This is a genomic window from Mesorhizobium sp. RCAM 05099, assembly GCF_059683685.1.
This window is the reverse complement of record NZ_CM185035.1, coordinates 1,504,732-1,519,988: the sequence shown is the minus strand read 5'-3', so window position 1 is coordinate 1,519,988 and position 15,257 is coordinate 1,504,732. Positions and strand designations below refer to the sequence as shown.

General features: G+C 62.3%; 11 protein-coding genes and 1 pseudogene. 3 read left to right on the top strand and 9 right to left on the bottom strand.

Going from position 1 to position 15,257, the window contains the following annotated elements; all coding sequences use genetic code 11:
* Positions 1 to 45: 45 nt before the first annotated feature.
* The gene (gene amrB, locus AC56QQ_RS07505; protein WP_497126164.1) at positions 46 to 1,767 is read left to right on the top strand and encodes an AmmeMemoRadiSam system protein B; all 1,722 of its coding nucleotides are present in this window, start codon (positions 46 to 48) and stop codon (positions 1,765 to 1,767) included.
* 35 nt (positions 1,768 to 1,802) lie between these two features.
* On the opposite strand, the gene AC56QQ_RS07500 is transcribed toward amrB, so the two are convergent.
* Both AC56QQ_RS07500 and AC56QQ_RS07495 read right to left on the bottom strand, forming a co-directional pair.
* Positions 1,803 to 3,617, bottom strand: coding sequence for an MORN repeat-containing protein (locus AC56QQ_RS07500; RefSeq protein ID WP_497126162.1), 1,815 nt, complete (start codon positions 3,615 to 3,617; stop codon positions 1,803 to 1,805).
* 169 nt (positions 3,618 to 3,786) lie between these two features.
* The gene (locus AC56QQ_RS07495) at positions 3,787 to 4,881 is read right to left on the bottom strand and encodes a trypsin-like serine peptidase (RefSeq protein ID WP_489863313.1); all 1,095 of its coding nucleotides are present in this window, start codon (positions 4,879 to 4,881) and stop codon (positions 3,787 to 3,789) included.
* Between the two features lie 400 nt (positions 4,882 to 5,281).
* On the opposite strand from AC56QQ_RS07495, the gene AC56QQ_RS07490 reads away from it, so the two are divergent.
* Positions 5,282 to 6,376: a S1 family serine peptidase gene (locus AC56QQ_RS07490; protein WP_497126160.1), complete on the top strand. Its 1,095-nt coding sequence runs from the start codon at positions 5,282 to 5,284 to the stop codon at positions 6,374 to 6,376.
* Between the two features lie 78 nt (positions 6,377 to 6,454).
* On the opposite strand, the pseudogene mgrA reads toward AC56QQ_RS07490, so the two are convergent.
* The 7 genes and pseudogenes from mgrA to AC56QQ_RS07455 all read right to left on the bottom strand — a co-directional run bounded on the left by mgrA (position 6,455) and on the right by AC56QQ_RS07455 (position 13,798).
* Positions 6,455 to 7,500, bottom strand: a pseudogene (gene mgrA / locus AC56QQ_RS07485) (L-glyceraldehyde 3-phosphate reductase).
* Between the two features lie 120 nt (positions 7,501 to 7,620).
* Positions 7,621 to 8,763: a Gfo/Idh/MocA family protein gene (locus AC56QQ_RS07480; RefSeq protein WP_256751631.1), complete on the bottom strand. Its 1,143-nt coding sequence runs from the start codon at positions 8,761 to 8,763 to the stop codon at positions 7,621 to 7,623.
* An 11-nt stretch (positions 8,764 to 8,774) separates the two neighbouring features.
* Positions 8,775 to 9,521 (bottom strand): sugar phosphate isomerase/epimerase family protein, encoded by a 747-nt coding sequence (locus AC56QQ_RS07475; RefSeq protein ID WP_497126157.1) that lies wholly within the window; start codon positions 9,519 to 9,521, stop codon positions 8,775 to 8,777.
* Positions 9,522 to 9,561: 40 nt separating this feature from the next.
* Entirely contained in the window at positions 9,562 to 10,656 is a 1,095-nt protein-coding gene (locus AC56QQ_RS07470; protein WP_497126154.1) for an ABC transporter ATP-binding protein, read from the bottom strand.
* A gap of 5 nt (positions 10,657 to 10,661) precedes the next feature.
* Positions 10,662 to 11,594 carry a carbohydrate ABC transporter permease gene (locus AC56QQ_RS07465; RefSeq protein WP_497126152.1) on the bottom strand — a complete coding sequence of 311 codons (933 nt, stop codon included), beginning with the start codon at positions 11,592 to 11,594 and terminating at the stop codon, positions 10,662 to 10,664.
* Positions 11,591 to 12,478, bottom strand: coding sequence for a carbohydrate ABC transporter permease (locus tag AC56QQ_RS07460; protein WP_497126149.1), 888 nt, complete (start codon positions 12,476 to 12,478; stop codon positions 11,591 to 11,593). Before AC56QQ_RS07460 ends, AC56QQ_RS07465 begins: the two co-directional genes overlap by 4 nt.
* 81 nt (positions 12,479 to 12,559) lie before the next feature.
* Positions 12,560 to 13,798 carry an ABC transporter substrate-binding protein gene (locus AC56QQ_RS07455; protein ID WP_497126146.1) on the bottom strand — a complete coding sequence of 413 codons (1,239 nt, stop codon included), beginning with the start codon at positions 13,796 to 13,798 and terminating at the stop codon, positions 12,560 to 12,562.
* Between the two features lie 395 nt (positions 13,799 to 14,193).
* Here AC56QQ_RS07455 and AC56QQ_RS07450 point away from each other — a divergent pair, with 395 nt between their 5' ends.
* The gene (locus tag AC56QQ_RS07450) at positions 14,194 to 15,246 is read left to right on the top strand and encodes a LacI family transcriptional regulator (RefSeq protein WP_497126144.1); all 1,053 of its coding nucleotides are present in this window, start codon (positions 14,194 to 14,196) and stop codon (positions 15,244 to 15,246) included.
* Positions 15,247 to 15,257: the final 11 nt, after the last annotated feature.

Here is a 15,257-nt window from a genome sequence, read left to right as displayed (position 1 = left end):
GATGTGCCAACGGCGAAGAGAACAATCTCTCCCCTTGCGGGGGAGATGTCCGGCAGGACAGAGGGGAGTGCCTGGGCGAAGACCGGCATCCTGCTGATCTTTGCAGTCACGCTCCTCACCTTCCTCCCCCTTCAAGCCTTCGCCAATCCCATCGTCTGCCCGCCAGGAATCGATAACTTTCCGCCTTTCTACGACGACGCCACGCTGTTCAAGGATGCCATCGCCAGCGTCGCCAATGTCAAACCCTCCAATCAGCGCTTGACCGGCATCACGGTGCCGCATCATTTGCTGGCCGCCGACCTGGTGGCGCTGGGGTTCCGGGCAGCGTCCGGCTTCCGCTACAAGCGCATCGTCATCCTGTCACCAGACCACTTCCACAAGACGCACAAGCTTTACGCCACAACGCTGCGTGGTTTCGATACCGTGCTTGGTCCGGTCGCCGCCGACACCAACGCCGTGCGCCTTCTGGAAACAAACAGCGACATGGTCGAGGAGTCCTGCCTGTTCGACAAGGAGCACGGCGTGCGCGCCATGCTGCCCTTCCTGCACCATTATTTTCCCGAGGCGAAAATCGTGCCCGTCGCAATGTCGGTCAAGGCGCGGCGTGGCGACTGGGACAGGTTGGCAGAGGCCCTGAAGCCGATTGTCGACCAGGACACGCTGATCGTCGAATCGACCGACTTCTCTCACTATCTGCCGCAGCACAATGCACGCCGCTTCGACCAGCAGACGCTGAACATGCTGGCAGCCGGGTCGCTCGACGGCATCGCCGCGCTACGCCAGCCCGATCATGCCGATTCCGTCGGCGCGCTCTACATCCAGACCAGGCTGCAGCGCGAATTGTTCGGCGCCCAGCCACTCGTCGTCGCCAACGAGAACTCGCAGGAGCACACGTCGGACTATGTCGAGCGGACCACCAGCTACGTGGTGGCGCTGTTCGGCGCCTTCGGTCCCGGCTTCAACAACCCGGCACGGCCAAAGGACAGGATCTACTATCTCGCCGGAGACGTGAATTTTGGCCGCGCCATGAAGAAGATCCTGCTACGCGACGGGGTTGCCGACCGGATCGTCGACAGCGTGCTGGCCCTGACCGGATCACGGCCGCTGATCGTCAACCTCGAAGGCGTCGTCCTGCCCAACGTGCCGGAAGCGATCGACGACATGACGCTGGCGATGCCGCAAGGCCTGGCTGTCGACATGCTGAAGAGGCTGCATGTCGCCGGCGTCGGGCTCGCCAACAATCACGCTTACGATCTCGGCCCGTCAGGCCATGCCGAGACGTTGCGCGCCCTCGACGCAGCCGGCATTCCGCATTTCGGCCAGGGCGAGACGCTGGCGCTGGCCGATCTTGACCTTGTCGGCCTGACCGACATCGACACCAATGGTTCGAAGAACACCGATTTGCTCACCCCGGCGCTGCTCGACCGGCTGCTGCACGAGAATGCCGAGCGGCCGGTGGTCGCCTTCGTCCACTGGGGCCGCGAATACAAGACCGAACCGTCGGCGCGCGAAGACATGCTTGCCGACCAGATGCGGCTGCGTGGCGTTTCAGTCATTGTCGGCGGCCATCCGCATGTGTCGAGCGAAGCGATCGTCCCGCTTGCCGGCGGCGATGTGGCGGAGGTCTATTCGCTTGGCAATTTCCTGTTCGACCAAAGTGCGGAACGGTCATCAGGATCGATGCTGGAACTGCGCATCTTCGCCCAGGGCACCATCTTCACAAGGCTCGTTCCGCTGCCCAACTATTTCGAAATGGGACGGAAGTAGTTACGCTTTGCGGGCCGGCTGAATATCAACATACCCTAGCCGCAACCGACCATCTCCCGCGGCAGATAGCAGACCGCCGGTTCGGTCTTGGTCTCGAACAGCGACTGCTTCGGCCGGAAATAGAAGAAGCTCACCGGCTTGCTTTCGCGCACGCTGCCATCGGCGAAATGCGCGGCAATGCTGAAGCGGTGGATCGACGACATCGACGACCACATTTTCAGCCGGGCCGTGTAGGCGCTGACGTTCTTGTTGCCACGCACCGGCATGGCGATCGTATAGTCGTGCTTGTCGATCGGGAACTCGATGTTCTGGTAGCGCATCGCCTCGGGAGTACCACCCCCGCCATCGCCGCATTCGGCCATCGATTCCGGCGTCTCGAAAACCGCCATGGTCACGGAGGTCCTGAACGGCTCGCTCTGCTGGTAGACATGACCTTCGTCATCCGCCCAGGAATAGTCGAACTTGCCGATTGCATTCAGCGTCATCGCCTGTTGCATGCTGCCGAGATAGTCGGCGACCTCCCCGAACTTGATCTTGTTGGTAAGCTGGCTGCGGCAGACATTGAGACTGTCCACCGACGGACAGGGAAAACGCCCCGTCTCCAGGCTGGCCGTATCGACGCCTGCTTCCGTAAGCACGCTCTTGATCGACACGTCGACGCCCTCGCCGAAACTGCCGATGTCCTTGCTGAACATGCGGCTTGGGTCGCCGGTTGGGTTGCCTTCCTCGTCCACCGCTGTGAACTGGATCGACATCTTCATGTCCTTGGCCTCGCCCCAGCCATTGTTGATGATCGAGAAATCCGGCCTAAAGCCGACGCAGCCGAAATGCTCCGATATCGACAGCATCGGTTTGCGGTAGGCGTCGCTGGCGGCGACCTTCATCTCCAGGCTGTCGAGCTTGACCCTGGACTGGTCTGACGTCTTCAGATCGACCTCGGCGAAGGCCGGCGTGTCCTCCCAGTCCGTGCTGCCATAGACATTGTTGGTGGTGACCTGCCCGGTGCCGTTCCAGCTGTCATTGTACTCGTCCGACAGCGGATAGATCGCGATGTCCTCGTCGCGCACCAGATGCTGGTACTGCATGTCGGACTGCTGGGTCATGCGCTGGTCGACGACGACGCCGATCTCAACCTTGTCGGCATCGCCACCGCCGGCCTGCGCCTTGATGAGCCCGCCGATCCTGGCATCGGCCAGCACGTCGGGACGCGAGCCGCCGACCTCCCTGCCCATCACCCACTGCGACTCGTAAACCGTGCCGCCGGCCAGCCGAGTGTGGCCCTTGCCGTTCTTCAGGCCCTCGACGAATGAGCCTGCGAATATTTCACCAGTGGTCGACAGCAGCCGACCCTTGCCATTCGGGATGCCGTTGACGAACCGACCCTCATAGCGGTTGCCATCGGCATCGACATGGATACCGGTTCCATCGAGTGCGCCGGCGAGCCAATGCCCGTCGAAAACCTCGCCCGAACGCAGTTCGAGCCGGCCTTGCCCGTCGGGGCGGCCATTCCTGACGTCACCGAAGTAGCTGGAATAGATGGTCTTCGGATCGTAGTTCGCCGAGCCGCGCACACGCCAGACCAGCCGGCCCTTGCCGTTGATGGTGCCGTCCTCGGCGATCGTCCTGTCGGGCGACTGGCCCGCCGCCGGCTCCCAGACGAAGTCGAGATTCTTTTCCGGATGGAAGTCCCATACCCGGACCGTCTTGCGCAGCACCGAGCGCGTCTCTGCCTGGTAGAGTATCTGCACCCGTTCCGCCCACGCACCGCCGGCGGGTGCGGCCGCCGGATCGGCGAAGGCTGGTGAAAGCATCAGCGCGGCCAGCATCGATGCGGCCGAGATCCCCAACACTGCCCTTGCCCGCGTCATCCCTTGAGCCCCTTCGGATGCCAACCCCTTGGCCGGTCAAGCGTAGTCGGCGGGCCAGCCTCGTGCAAGAGAAGCCGCAAAGGAAGCGCTGGCATGAAAAGGGCGGCGGAACTGGTCCGCCGCCCATGTCTCCACTGCGAATGCGCAAGGACTATTTATACAGGCTGTTGATCCACTGGACGTTCGCGGCGTTCAGGCGCACGGCCGTATTCGCTTCCGGGCTTTCCGCCACGTTGACGCCGGTGATGATGCGCTGCTTGGAGCTGTTGTCGTAGGCATAGACCGAACTGCCGCTCGATCCCGGGAACGTATCGCAGTCATACTGGAAATATTCAGGGGCGATGTTCTCGGCATGAACCTCGCAGTTCGCTTTCCACATCGTGCCCATCGGCTTGTCGCCGGGATAGCCGACGAGGTTGGCGGTGAAGTCGCCAAGATCGTCATAGTTGGCATAGCCCAGCCAGCCGAGGTTGGTGCCGACATCCTGCTTCAGCGTGATGATGCCGAGATCCCACGGGATGACCGAACCATAATAGCCCTGGTAGTTGTCGATGAAGCCTTGCAGCACATAGGCGCTTTCATAGGTGAAGGCGCCGAACGGCGCGTCATCGGCGGTGCTGCCATTGAGGCCTGGAACGAACAGATATTCGGAGAGCCAGTCCTTGTCCTCATGGCTGTAGAGGCAGTGCGCCGCGGTGAGCACCGTGCGGGGGCCGATCAGCGTTGCCGAGCAGCTGCCGTAGCTGCCCGTCTTCGCCGATTTGGCTTCGAGATAGCCGATTGCCGAGAACGGATAGGTCTTGGTGTTCCTGACCTGCTCGCGATCGTCGGTGCCGAAAACCTGACGGCCGGCTTCGCCTTCGCCAAGCCCCGGATCCTCGGTCTTGCGCGGACCACCTTCAGCTCCATTGGCCGGCGCGTTCAGTTCCTTGATGATAAGGTCCCGCAGCGCTTCGCTCGGTTCGATCTTGATCTCCTTGCCATCGGCGGAACGTCCGACGATGCCATAGGATTTGACAGCCGTTGCCTCGTCGGCAAGCGGCGCGGCGCGGCTGTCTTCGTCAGTCAGCTTCGGTGGCGCGATTGGTTTTGCCCGCCCGGGCTTGTAGTCGCCTGAAGTCACGTCCCGCATGCTTTCGCCGTTGCCGGCATTGGCGGAGCCAGGATCGGCGGCGAATACAGGGGCCGTCCACATCGCCGTGGAAAGCAATGCGGACGCAATGAGTGCGTTTGTCAGTTTTGTCATGGTGAGACTCTCCCAAAAGTCAGCAAGGACTGGATCAAAATACAGAAATATTGTCGAGATCGTGGTGACGCCGAAAAATGAGTTTCCCCTCCGGCGTTCGGCCCGATCGTTGTTCTGCACGGTCATTTGAAGGCCCCCGCCAAAAAACGCCCGCGGCGATATACTGCCTAAAATAATCCAACATTGGCAATGACAAATCACTTCCACGTAGCCCGTGGGGGGCTATAGGGTTTGTGCGGGTTCTGCTCGCGGGCACGGTTAGCAAAAGTGGGATTCGGTTTTGTGACCGATCGCGCGCCAATTGAAAGTGGCACGCGTCCGGATCTCGAAACCGGCGCCGCCTTATTGCATCATGTCCCGGCGCCGGCCTGCACGGGAAAATGGTCTCAGGAGGGTTCAGGTGCACATCACAAGTCGGTTCGGGCCAATCGTTGCCGCTTCGCTGCTTGGCATCGCCGCTGCCGTTATATCAATCAACACCAGCCGGGCGGATGACATCGCCAGGCCCGAAGCGGCGATCTCGCCGATGAAACGTGTCGCGGATGCCAGGGCCAAGGCTGCGGCGGAGAATCCCGAAGGCAGCGACCGCGTCTATGGCGGCAACCAGGCCGAAAAGGGCGCCTACCCGTTCCAGGTCGCGCTGCTTACCACCGACAGGCTGGACGAGAACCCGGCCTCGCAGGCCAATGCACAATTCTGCGGCGGCAGCCTGATCGCGCCGCAATGGGTGCTGACCGCGGCGCACTGCCTCAACGACAAGGGCCAGCCGATTTCGCCAGACTCTGTCACCGTGCTGACCGGCGCCACCGAGCTGAGCGAGGGCAAGCGCCACAAGGTGGTGGAGGTCATCGTCAACGAAGGCTACAGCGAGCAGACACTCGACAACGACCTCGGCCTGCTCCGGCTTGCCGAGCCGGCCGATGCACCGACCATCAAGCTTACCCACGAGGCTACCCCCGATACCGGCAAGACGACCGTCACCGGCTGGGGCAAGATGCAGGACGGGACCTTTCCCACCACGCTGATGGTTGCCGACCTCGACCTCCAGCCGAATAGCGCCTGCAACAGCGGCATCAAGGCCATCTATGCGCATGATCTGAAGGCAGCATTGGGCGATCTGTCCCACCGCATGCGCTACTCGGAAAAGGGCATCGAAGCCGCCGCCAATGCGATCGCCGCCGACATGACCGACCCGCTGACCAACAACATGATCTGCGCCGGCACCACCAGCGGCGTGCGCGACGCCTGCAATGGCGATAGCGGCGGCCCGCTGTTCATGACCGGCGCCGGCGGCCCGGTCCAGGTCGGCGTCGTCAGCTGGGGCGAAGGGCCGGCGGACGGAAGTGCTGCCTGCGGCCACAAGGACGCCTATGGCATCTACACGCGGCTGGCCAACTACACGAGCTGGATCGAGGCGAAGATGAAGACGTCGGCTCCGGCTCCGGAAAAGCCCAAGGTCGGGCTCGGCACTGCCCAGAAGCCGAAAACACCCTGAAAATACGGCCATTTCGCTTGTCTATCAAAACGGCGGGAGAAACTCCCGCCGTTTCGCTTTGCCGGCCAACCAAGAAGCCTATTTCCTCGGCGGGCCTTCGCGTTCGGCCGATGCCGCCCACAGATTGATGTCGGACTCGCGCGCGTAGGTATCGATCTCGGCGAGTTCGGCATCGCTGAAGTCGAGCACCTTGAGCGCGCCGACGCAGTCCTCGACCTGCTCCGGCCGGCTGGCGCCGATCAGCGCCGAGGTCACCTTGCCCTTGCGCAGCACCCAGGCCAGCGCCATCTGCGCCAGTGTCTGGCCGCGCTTGCCGGCAATGGCGTCGAGCGCCTTGATGTTGGCGATGGTCCTGTCATTGATAAACGCCGTCTTCAGCGACTTGCCCTGGAGGCCCGGCTGCCCTGCGGGATGCCGCCGAGATATTTGTCGGTCAGCATGCCTTGCGCCAGCGGCGAGAACACGATGGAGCCGACGCCGAGCCCTTCAAGCGTATCGAGCAGGCCGTCCTCCTCGACCCAGCGGTTCAGCATCGAATAGCTCGGCTGGTGGATGACGCAGGGCGTGCCGAGCTGCTTCAGGATATCGGCGGCCTCGCGGGTGCGTTGCGAATTGTAGGACGAGATGCCGGCATAGAGCGCCTTGCCCGAGCGCACGGCATGATCGAGCGCTCCCATGGTTTCTTCCAGCGGCGTATCGGGATCGAAGCGGTGCGAATAGAAGATGTCGACATAGTCGAGCCCCATCCGCTTCAGGCTCTGGTCGAGGCTGGCCAGCATGTATTTGCGTCCGCCCCATTCGCCATAAGGGCCGGCCCACATCTCGTAGCCGGCCTTGGTCGAGATGATCATCTCATCGCGATAGCCGGCGAAATCGGTGCGCAGGATTTCGCCGAAAGCAGTCTCCGCCGAACCGGGCGGCGGACCGTAATTGTTGGCGAGGTCGAAATGCGTGATGCCGAGGTCGAAGGCCTTACGGGCGATCGCCTGCTTGGTCTTGTGCGGCGTATCATTGCCAAAATTGTGCCACAGCCCAAGCGAGATCGCCGGCAGCTTCAGGCCGGAGCGACCACAACGGTTGTAGACCATGTTCTCGTAGCGGTTTTCTGCAGGGGTGTAGGGCATGGGAAATCCTCAGATGGAAGCGAGCCCGTCGGTTGCCATCGCGACAACGCGGCGAGTCGGCTCAGCCCCTCTCCCTTACCCCCTCCCCGCAGGAACGGGGAGAGGGAGGCGGCGCGTGGCCTATTTCTTCTTTGCCAGCAGCTCCTTGGCTTCCTTGACGCCAAGTGCCGCCGGCCGCTCGCATGTCGTCTGCATGGCGACGAACTTGCCGGTCTCGCCGGAGCGCAGCAGGCCGGTCATCACGTCGACGGCATGCAGCGCCAGTTCCATCGAGCAGCGGTGCGGCCGACCCTCGGTGATCGCGAGCGCCATGTCGGCGAGGCCAGCGGTGCGGTAGTTGGCCATCATGCCTTGCGAATGCATCTCGTTGGGCACGCCGAACGGATGCTTCCATTTCGGCAGCTTCTTGACCGGCTTGCTGTCCTCGGTGAAGCGCACATCGCCACCGAAGAAGTTCGGATCCGGCACAAACACCGTGCCAGCCTCGCCATAGAGTTCCATCGGCGCATGGCCGTGGGCCCAGACATCCCAGCTTGTGTTCAGCGTCACCACGGCGCCGTTCTCGAATTCCAACAGGCCATGGATGGTCGTCGGCGTGTTGACCGGGATCTTTTCGCCCGCGCGCGGCTTTGAACTGATGGTGCGCTCCTTGGCCGGCGTCGTCGCGAAGGCCGCGACCTGTTTCACCGGTCCGATCAGCTGGATCAGATTGGTGATGTAATACGGTCCGATATCGAGCACCGGTCCAGCGCCAGGCTGGAAGAAGAAGTCGGGATTGGGGTGCCAGTGCTCCATGCCGTGGCCCATGACGTGGCACGTGCCGCTGGTGATCTTGCCGAGTTTTCCCTCGTCGATCAGCTCGCGGACCAGCTGATGCGCACCGCCGAGGAAGGTATCGGGCGCCGAGCCGATGCGCAGCCCCTTCTTCTCCGCTCGCGCCTTGAGGTCCTGGCCTTCCTTGACCGACAGCACGAAAGGCTTTTCCGAATAGACGTGCTTGCCGGCGTCGAGCACCTGCTTCGACACCTCGTAGTGCACCGCCGGGATGGTCAGATTGACGATGATGTCGATGTCGTCGGCCTTCAACAATCCGTCGACTGTCTCGGCGCGCAGCTTGAACTCCTTTGCCCGCGCCCTGGCGGCATCCATGTTGATGTCGGCGCAGGCGCGCATCTCGATGCCGCGAAACAGCGGCGCCAGCGAAAAATACGCCTTCGAGATGTTGCCGCAGCCGATGACGCCGATACCCAGTTTCTTTGCCATGCTGATTGTTCCTAGTAGTTTTTTACGGTTGCGATCGAACGGCGGGCGAAGCGCTCGATGTCGTTCGGGTTGTCCTGTTCCATGACAAAGTACTTGGCGGCGCTCTTGGCGCGCAGCACCTTGACCAGGCCTGCCCAGTCGATGGTGCCGTGGCCGACATCCGACCAGCCATCCTCGTCCAGCCCTTCGCCGGGCTTGGCGATGTCCTTGACGTGAACGGCGCTGATGCGCTTGCCGTGTTTCTCGATCCAGGGCAGCGGATCGTCGCCGCCGCGCACCACCCAGGCGACGTCCATCTCCCAGCCGATGTCAGGCGCGGAGGACAGGATATGGTCCTGCGGCACCGATCCGTCGGCAAGTTTCTTGAACTCGAAATCATGGTTGTGCCAAGCAAAGCCGTAGCCGGCCTTTTTCGCGGTGGCGCCGACCTTGGCCAGGCGTTCGCCAAAGCCGCGCCAGCCGGCGGCGTCGGATGGCCGCTGGTCAGGCATCAGAAAGGGACAGATGAGCAGCGTGATGCCGAGCGCGTCGGCAATTTTGCGTACGCCGTCGAAATCCTTCTCGAGCGCATCGATCGAGAAATGTCCGGTCGGCATGGCGAGGCCATTCTTGTCGAGTTCGGCGCGGAAGGCCTTGGGATCGTCATAGACGCCGCCGAAGCCTTCAACCTCGGTGTAGCCGAGCTTGCCGAGCGTGTTGAGCACGCCTTCCCAGGGCTGGAAATTGCGGGCGCTGTACAGTTGGAATGACCAGTTCATCGTCTCTGTCCGTTCTGCTTGGGGATGGTGGGTCTTGGGGCTACATGCGGTTGCCGGATTGGCTGTCGAACAGCGAGGCGCGGGCGGGATCGAAGCCGATCCGGATTGGCTCGCCATTGCGCAGCGTCTTTTCCGCCTCGACGCGGAAGGAGAAATTGTGGCCTCCGAGCTTCGTCCACACCAGCGTGTCGGAGCCCATCGGCTCGACGATCTCGACGGCGGCATCGGTGGCAAAGGGCATGGTGTTCGCCGCCTCGCCAAAGGCGACGTGCTCGGGCCGGATACCGAAAACGCAAGGCCCGCCGCTGTTGCCTGCCGCGTCGAAAGCGTAGCGGTCGAGCGGTATGGAGACATCTCCGGTCTTGAAAGCAGTGCCGGCCGACACCTGCCCGTCGATGAAATTCATCGCCGGCGAACCGAGGAAGCCGGCGACGAAGCGGTTGACCGGGCGGTTGTAGATGGTCTGCGGCGCATCGAGTTGTTGGATCACGCCGCCTTTCATGACTGCAATACGGTCGGCCAGCGTCATCGCCTCGATCTGGTCGTGGGTAACGTAGATCATGGTGTTCTGCAGCTTGCGGTGCAGCAGCTTTATCTCGACACGCAGTTCGGCGCGCAGCTTGGCATCGAGATTGGACAGCGGCTCGTCGAACAGAAACACGTCGACATCGCGCACCAGCGCGCGCCCGATTGCCACGCGCTGGCGCTGGCCGCCGGAGAGCGCCGCCGGCTTGCGTTGCAGCAGCGGCTCGATCTGCAGGATTTCGGCGGCCCGCGCGATCCGCTTGGCGATCTCGTCCTTCGGTGTGCCGGCGACGCGCAGGCCGAAGGACAGGTTCTTCTCCACTGTCATCTGCGGATAGAGCGCATAAGACTGGAACACCATGCCGATGCCGCGGTCCTTGGGCTCTTCCCAAGTGACGTTCTTGCCCTTGATGAAGATGCGACCTTCCGAGACATCGAGCAGGCCGGCGATGCAGTTGAGCAATGTCGACTTGCCGCAGCCGGAGGGCCCGAGCAGCACGATGAATTCGCCATTGGCGACATCGAGATTGAGCGTCTCCAGGACGGTCACCGCACCGAAATTCAGCGACAGGTTCTGGATCGAAACGCTGGTGCCGTTGGCTGCCGTCATCGCCATCACCCTTTCACCGCGCCGGCGGCGATGCCGCGGACGAAAAGCTTGCCGGAAATGAAATAGACGATAAGCGGCACAAGCCCGGTCAGGATGGTGGCGGCCATGTTGACGTTGTACTCCTTCACGCCTTGCACCGAGTTGACGATGTTGTTGAGCTGCACCGTCATCGGATAAGTGTCGGGGCGGGTGTAGACGACGCCGAACAGGAAGTCGTTCCAGATGCCGGTCACCTGCAGGATGATGGCGACGACGAAGATCGGCAGTGACATCGGCAGCATGATGCGCAGGAAGATGCCCCAGAAGCCGGCGCCGTCGACACGCGCCGCCCTGAACAGCTCTTCCGGCATGGAGGAAAAATAGTTGCGAAACAGCAACGTCAGGATCGGCATGCCGAAGATGGAATGGACGATCACCAGCCCGCTGAGGCTACCGTAGAGGCCGATCTCGCGCAGGATGATGACGATCGGATAGATCATCACCTGGTAGGGAATGAAGGCACCGACGATCAGGATAACGAAAAAGGTGTCGGCGCCCTTGAAGCGCCAATTGGCCAGCGCGTAGCCGTTCACCGAGGCAATGGCGATCGACAGCAGCACCGACGGCACGGTGATGCGCACCGAATTCCAGAAGCCGCGCGAAAGCCCGTCGCAGTTTAATCCGGTGCAGGCCGTCGACCAGGCCTTGACCCACGGCTCGAAGGTGATTTCGAGGGGCGGCGAGAAGATGTTCCCAAGCCGGATTTCCGGCATGCCCTTGAGCGAAGTGACGACCATCACGTAGAGCGGCAACAGGTAGTAGGCCGCGATGACAAAGAGTGTGCCGTAGAGGAAGATGTTGCGGCGCGAAAACATGCGGCGCGGTTTTGGGCCGTAGGGCCCGGCGACATCCTGGCTGGCGGCGGCGATTGCTGGAGCAGTGGTGTTTGCCATACTCATTTGCGCCGCCCGAATTCGAGATAGGCCCATGGCACGATGACGATCACCACCGAGAGCAGCATCATGGTCGAGGCGGCAAAACCCTGGCCGAGATTCTGGGCGAAGAACATGTAGTCATACACGTACTTGGCCGGCACCTCGGAGGCGATGCCCGGGCCGCCGCTGGTCTGGGCCACGACGAGATCATAGACCTTGACGATGCCTGAGGCGATGATGACGAGCGTGGTGATGAAGACCGGCCTCATCATCGGGATGACGATGAACAGATAGGTCTTCCACATCGGTATTCCGTCCACCCGCGCGGCCTTCCAGATGTCCTCGTCGATGCCACGCAGGCCGGCCAGCATCAGGCACATGATAAGCCCGGTGCCCTGCCACAGTGCCGCGATCGATATGCCGTAGATGACGATGCTGGAATTGTAGAGCGGGTCGAAGCTGAAGCTCTCCCAACCCAGCTCCCGCACAACATGCTGGATGCCGAAATCCGGATTGAGCAGCCACTGCCAGACAAGGCCGGTGACGATGAAAGAGAGCGCAAAGGGATAGAGGAAGATGGTCCGGAACGTGTCCTCGAAGCGTATCTTCTGGTCAAGCAGTGCGGCAAGCAGGAAGCCGATGACCAGCGAGAAAACCAGCGAGATGGCGCCGTAGATCAGAAGATTCTCGATCGAGATCAGCCAGCGCGGCGTCACCCACAACCTGTAATACTGGTCGAGCCCGACGAAATTCAGCCGCGGCAAGAGCTTCGAATTGGTGAAGGAATAGAGCACCGTCCAAAGAGTACCGCCGACGAAAACCACCCCTGCGGTGAGGATCATCGGGATCGAGGCGACCTTCGCATTGAGGTTGCGGAACAGCGGGTTGGGGCGTTCGCTCTTGCTCATCTCGTCAGCCGGCTGGGTAAGGGCGGTGTAGTCCCGGCCTTGCGTTCGCAAGGCCGGGACCGAGGTGGGTTGCCTCCAACGTCAGTCTGCCGACGCGATGAGGTCGGCGAAGCGCTTCTGCGCGTCTTCCACCGTCAGCTCCGGCTTGGCGAAGAACTCGGAGAAAAGATCTTCCTTCTGCTTCTGGGTGTCCTGCGAGAGCAACTGGTCCGTCCACGGTATGACGGCGCCCTTGGCGAGGATGGCGAGGCCCTTCTTCATGCAGTCGTTCGCCGCATTGACATCGACATCGCCACGCACCGGCAGCGAGCCCTTCTTCAGGTTGAAGGCGACCTGCGTCTTGGGATCGAGCAGCGTCTGGGCCAGCACCTCCTGCGCCTTGGCCTTGTCGGCATCCTTGAGCAGCGGGAAGTAGAAGGCGTCGCCGCCAGTGGCGATGACTTCGTTCAGCCCAAGGCCCGGCAGGCAAGTATAATCCTTGCCGGCGGTCTTGCCGGCAACCTGAAACTCGCCTTGCGCCCAGTCACCCATGATCTGGCCACCGGCCTTGCCGGTAATGACCATGTTGGTGGCCTGGTTCCAGTCCTGCACATTGGTGTTCTTTGCCATCTTGCGGGCATCGTCCGCAGCCTTGAAAACCTTGGCGACTTCGGGCCCGGCGGCGAATTTGGCGTCCTTGTCCTTGTAGACCTTGAGGAAGGCATCCGAGCCGCCAACCGCAGCAAGCAGCACATCGAAGGCGCCGGAGGATTGCCATGCCTGCCCGCCGACGGCGAGCGGGACGATGCCTACCTTCTCCAGCGCGGGGGCGGCGGCCACGAATTCATTCCAATTCTTCGGCACCGGCACGCCGGCCTTCTCGAAAGCCTCGTTCGACAGCCATAGCCACTGCCAGGAATGGATGTTGACGGGCACGCAATAAATCTTGCCGTCGATGGTGCAGCTGTCGAGCAGGCTCTTCGGCCGCACGATCTCGGTCCACTTGCCCTTGGTGGCGACGTCGGTGAGGTCGCGCATCAGACCGGCCTGCACCAGCTCTTCAGCCTGGCGGCCGTGGTTGAACTGGGTGGCGCCCATCGGATCGCCGCCGGTGATGCGGCTGATCATGATCGGCCGCGCCGTGCCGCCGGAACCGGCGATGGCGCCATCCACCCAGTGATTGCCGGTTGCGTCGAAAGCCTTGGCGAGTTCCGCGACCGCCGCCGCCTCGCCGCCAGAAGTCCACCAGTGGGTGACTTCCAGATCGGTCGCGGCGGCCGGACCGGCGAACTGCAGGGCAGCCGTCGCGGCCAGCGCAGCGGTCAAAAGTTTATATCGCATTTCGGTTCCTCCCAGAATCTGAAACGTTACAGATTTTCGATACGGCAATTGCGTGGGCTGCGCAACCCCATGAACGAAACGAGCTCGACATTTTTTCGGGCCGCGAACAAATTCGCGCGAACGGCAGGTCCCTATGTGCACCGCAACATGCTCGCTGCAGTGCAAAACGGCGGAATGGCGCGTGAAATCCGGCAAGGGGCGTGATTTCCTCTGGAATCCCAATGGGTTTCGCACAGGAGCCGTCCCCTCGCGATAGGCGGTCGGCATCTCGATATTGGCAATCTGTAACGTTTCAGTATATCTAGATTTTATCAGGGCTGGAGCGCATGTCGTATCGCAGGGGCGGTGATTGCCGACCTGCCCGGCGGCTGCTATGCGCCTGACGGGCGGGACGAATGGACAAACAACGCAGGGACAAGAAGGAAGGGGCGTCGGCGCAGGGGCGACCGACGCTGAAGACGCTTGCCTTCATGACAGGGCTCGGCGTCACCACCGTGTCGCGCGCCTTGAAGGATGCACCGGAAATCGGCGCCGAAACCCGGCGACGCGTGCAGCTGGTGGCCAAGCAGATCGGTTATCGGCCGAACCGCGCCGGCGTGCGCCTGCGCACCGGCAGGACCAACGTCATCAGCCTCGTGCTCAACACCGATCGCGAGATCATGAGCTTCGTCTCGGACATCATCTATGGCGTTTCGGAAGTACTCGCCGAAACGCCCTATCACCTGATCGTCACGCCCTATTCCCGCTCCCAGGACCCGATGGAGCCAATCCGCTATCTCGTCGAGACCGGCTCTGCCGATGGCGTGATCATCTCACGCACCCAACCGAACGATCCGCGCGCCCGCTACATGCTGGAGCACGGCATGCCTTTTGCCACGCATGGCCGCACTGACATGGGTGTCGTCCACCCCTACCACGACTTCGACAACCATGCTTTCGCGATCGAGGCCGTGCGTCGCTTGGCGAGCATGGGCCGGCGCAAGCTCGCGCTTCTGTCGCCGCCGCCCGGGCTGACCTATTACAGCCACACACTGAACGGGTTTGCCGATGCGCTGAGCGAGGTTGGCGCCAGCGAAATCCCTTTCAACACCGTTTCGATCGATCATTCGATCGAGCAGATCAGGAGCCGGACCGCGCAACTGATGCGCCGTGAAAACCGGCCGGACGGTTTTGTCAGCAGCGCCGCCGCCGCGACACTCGCCATCGTCGCCGGCATCGAGGATGCCGGCCTCAAGCTCGGCCGCGACGTCGATGTGGTGTCCAAGCAGTCATCGGACCTCCTGCACCTGTTCCGGCCGGAACTGCTCGTCGTCAACGAGAACTTCCGGCTGGCGGGCTCCGAACTCGCCCGCTCCGTGCTCGGCTGGATCGGCGGCGCCGCCCCCGGCTCGCTGCAGTCGCTCAGCTTGCCGGGCGAGGTGCTGGCCTATCAGCGTCCAGCCGACTGATCTGTCCGATG

Excerpts from the sequence above, each read along its gene's own strand:
- AC56QQ_RS07495 (WP_489863313.1), bottom strand. The coding sequence starts at position 4,881 with ATGACAAAACTGACAAACGCACTCATTGCGTCCGCATTGCTTTCCACG.
- amrB (WP_497126164.1), top strand. The coding sequence starts at position 46 with ATGTCCGGCAGGACAGAGGGGAGTGCCTGGGCGAAGACCGGCATCCTG.
- AC56QQ_RS07460 (WP_497126149.1), bottom strand. The coding sequence starts at position 12,478 with ATGAGCAAGAGCGAACGCCCCAACCCGCTGTTCCGCAACCTCAATGCG.
- AC56QQ_RS07450 (WP_497126144.1), top strand. The coding sequence starts at position 14,194 with ATGGACAAACAACGCAGGGACAAGAAGGAAGGGGCGTCGGCGCAGGGG.
- AC56QQ_RS07455 (WP_497126146.1), bottom strand. The coding sequence starts at position 13,798 with ATGCGATATAAACTTTTGACCGCTGCGCTGGCCGCGACGGCTGCCCTG.
- AC56QQ_RS07470 (WP_497126154.1), bottom strand. The coding sequence starts at position 10,656 with ATGACGGCAGCCAACGGCACCAGCGTTTCGATCCAGAACCTGTCGCTG.
- AC56QQ_RS07475 (WP_497126157.1), bottom strand. The coding sequence starts at position 9,521 with ATGAACTGGTCATTCCAACTGTACAGCGCCCGCAATTTCCAGCCCTGG.
- AC56QQ_RS07465 (WP_497126152.1), bottom strand. The coding sequence starts at position 11,594 with ATGAGTATGGCAAACACCACTGCTCCAGCAATCGCCGCCGCCAGCCAG.
- AC56QQ_RS07480 (WP_256751631.1), bottom strand. The coding sequence starts at position 8,763 with ATGGCAAAGAAACTGGGTATCGGCGTCATCGGCTGCGGCAACATCTCG.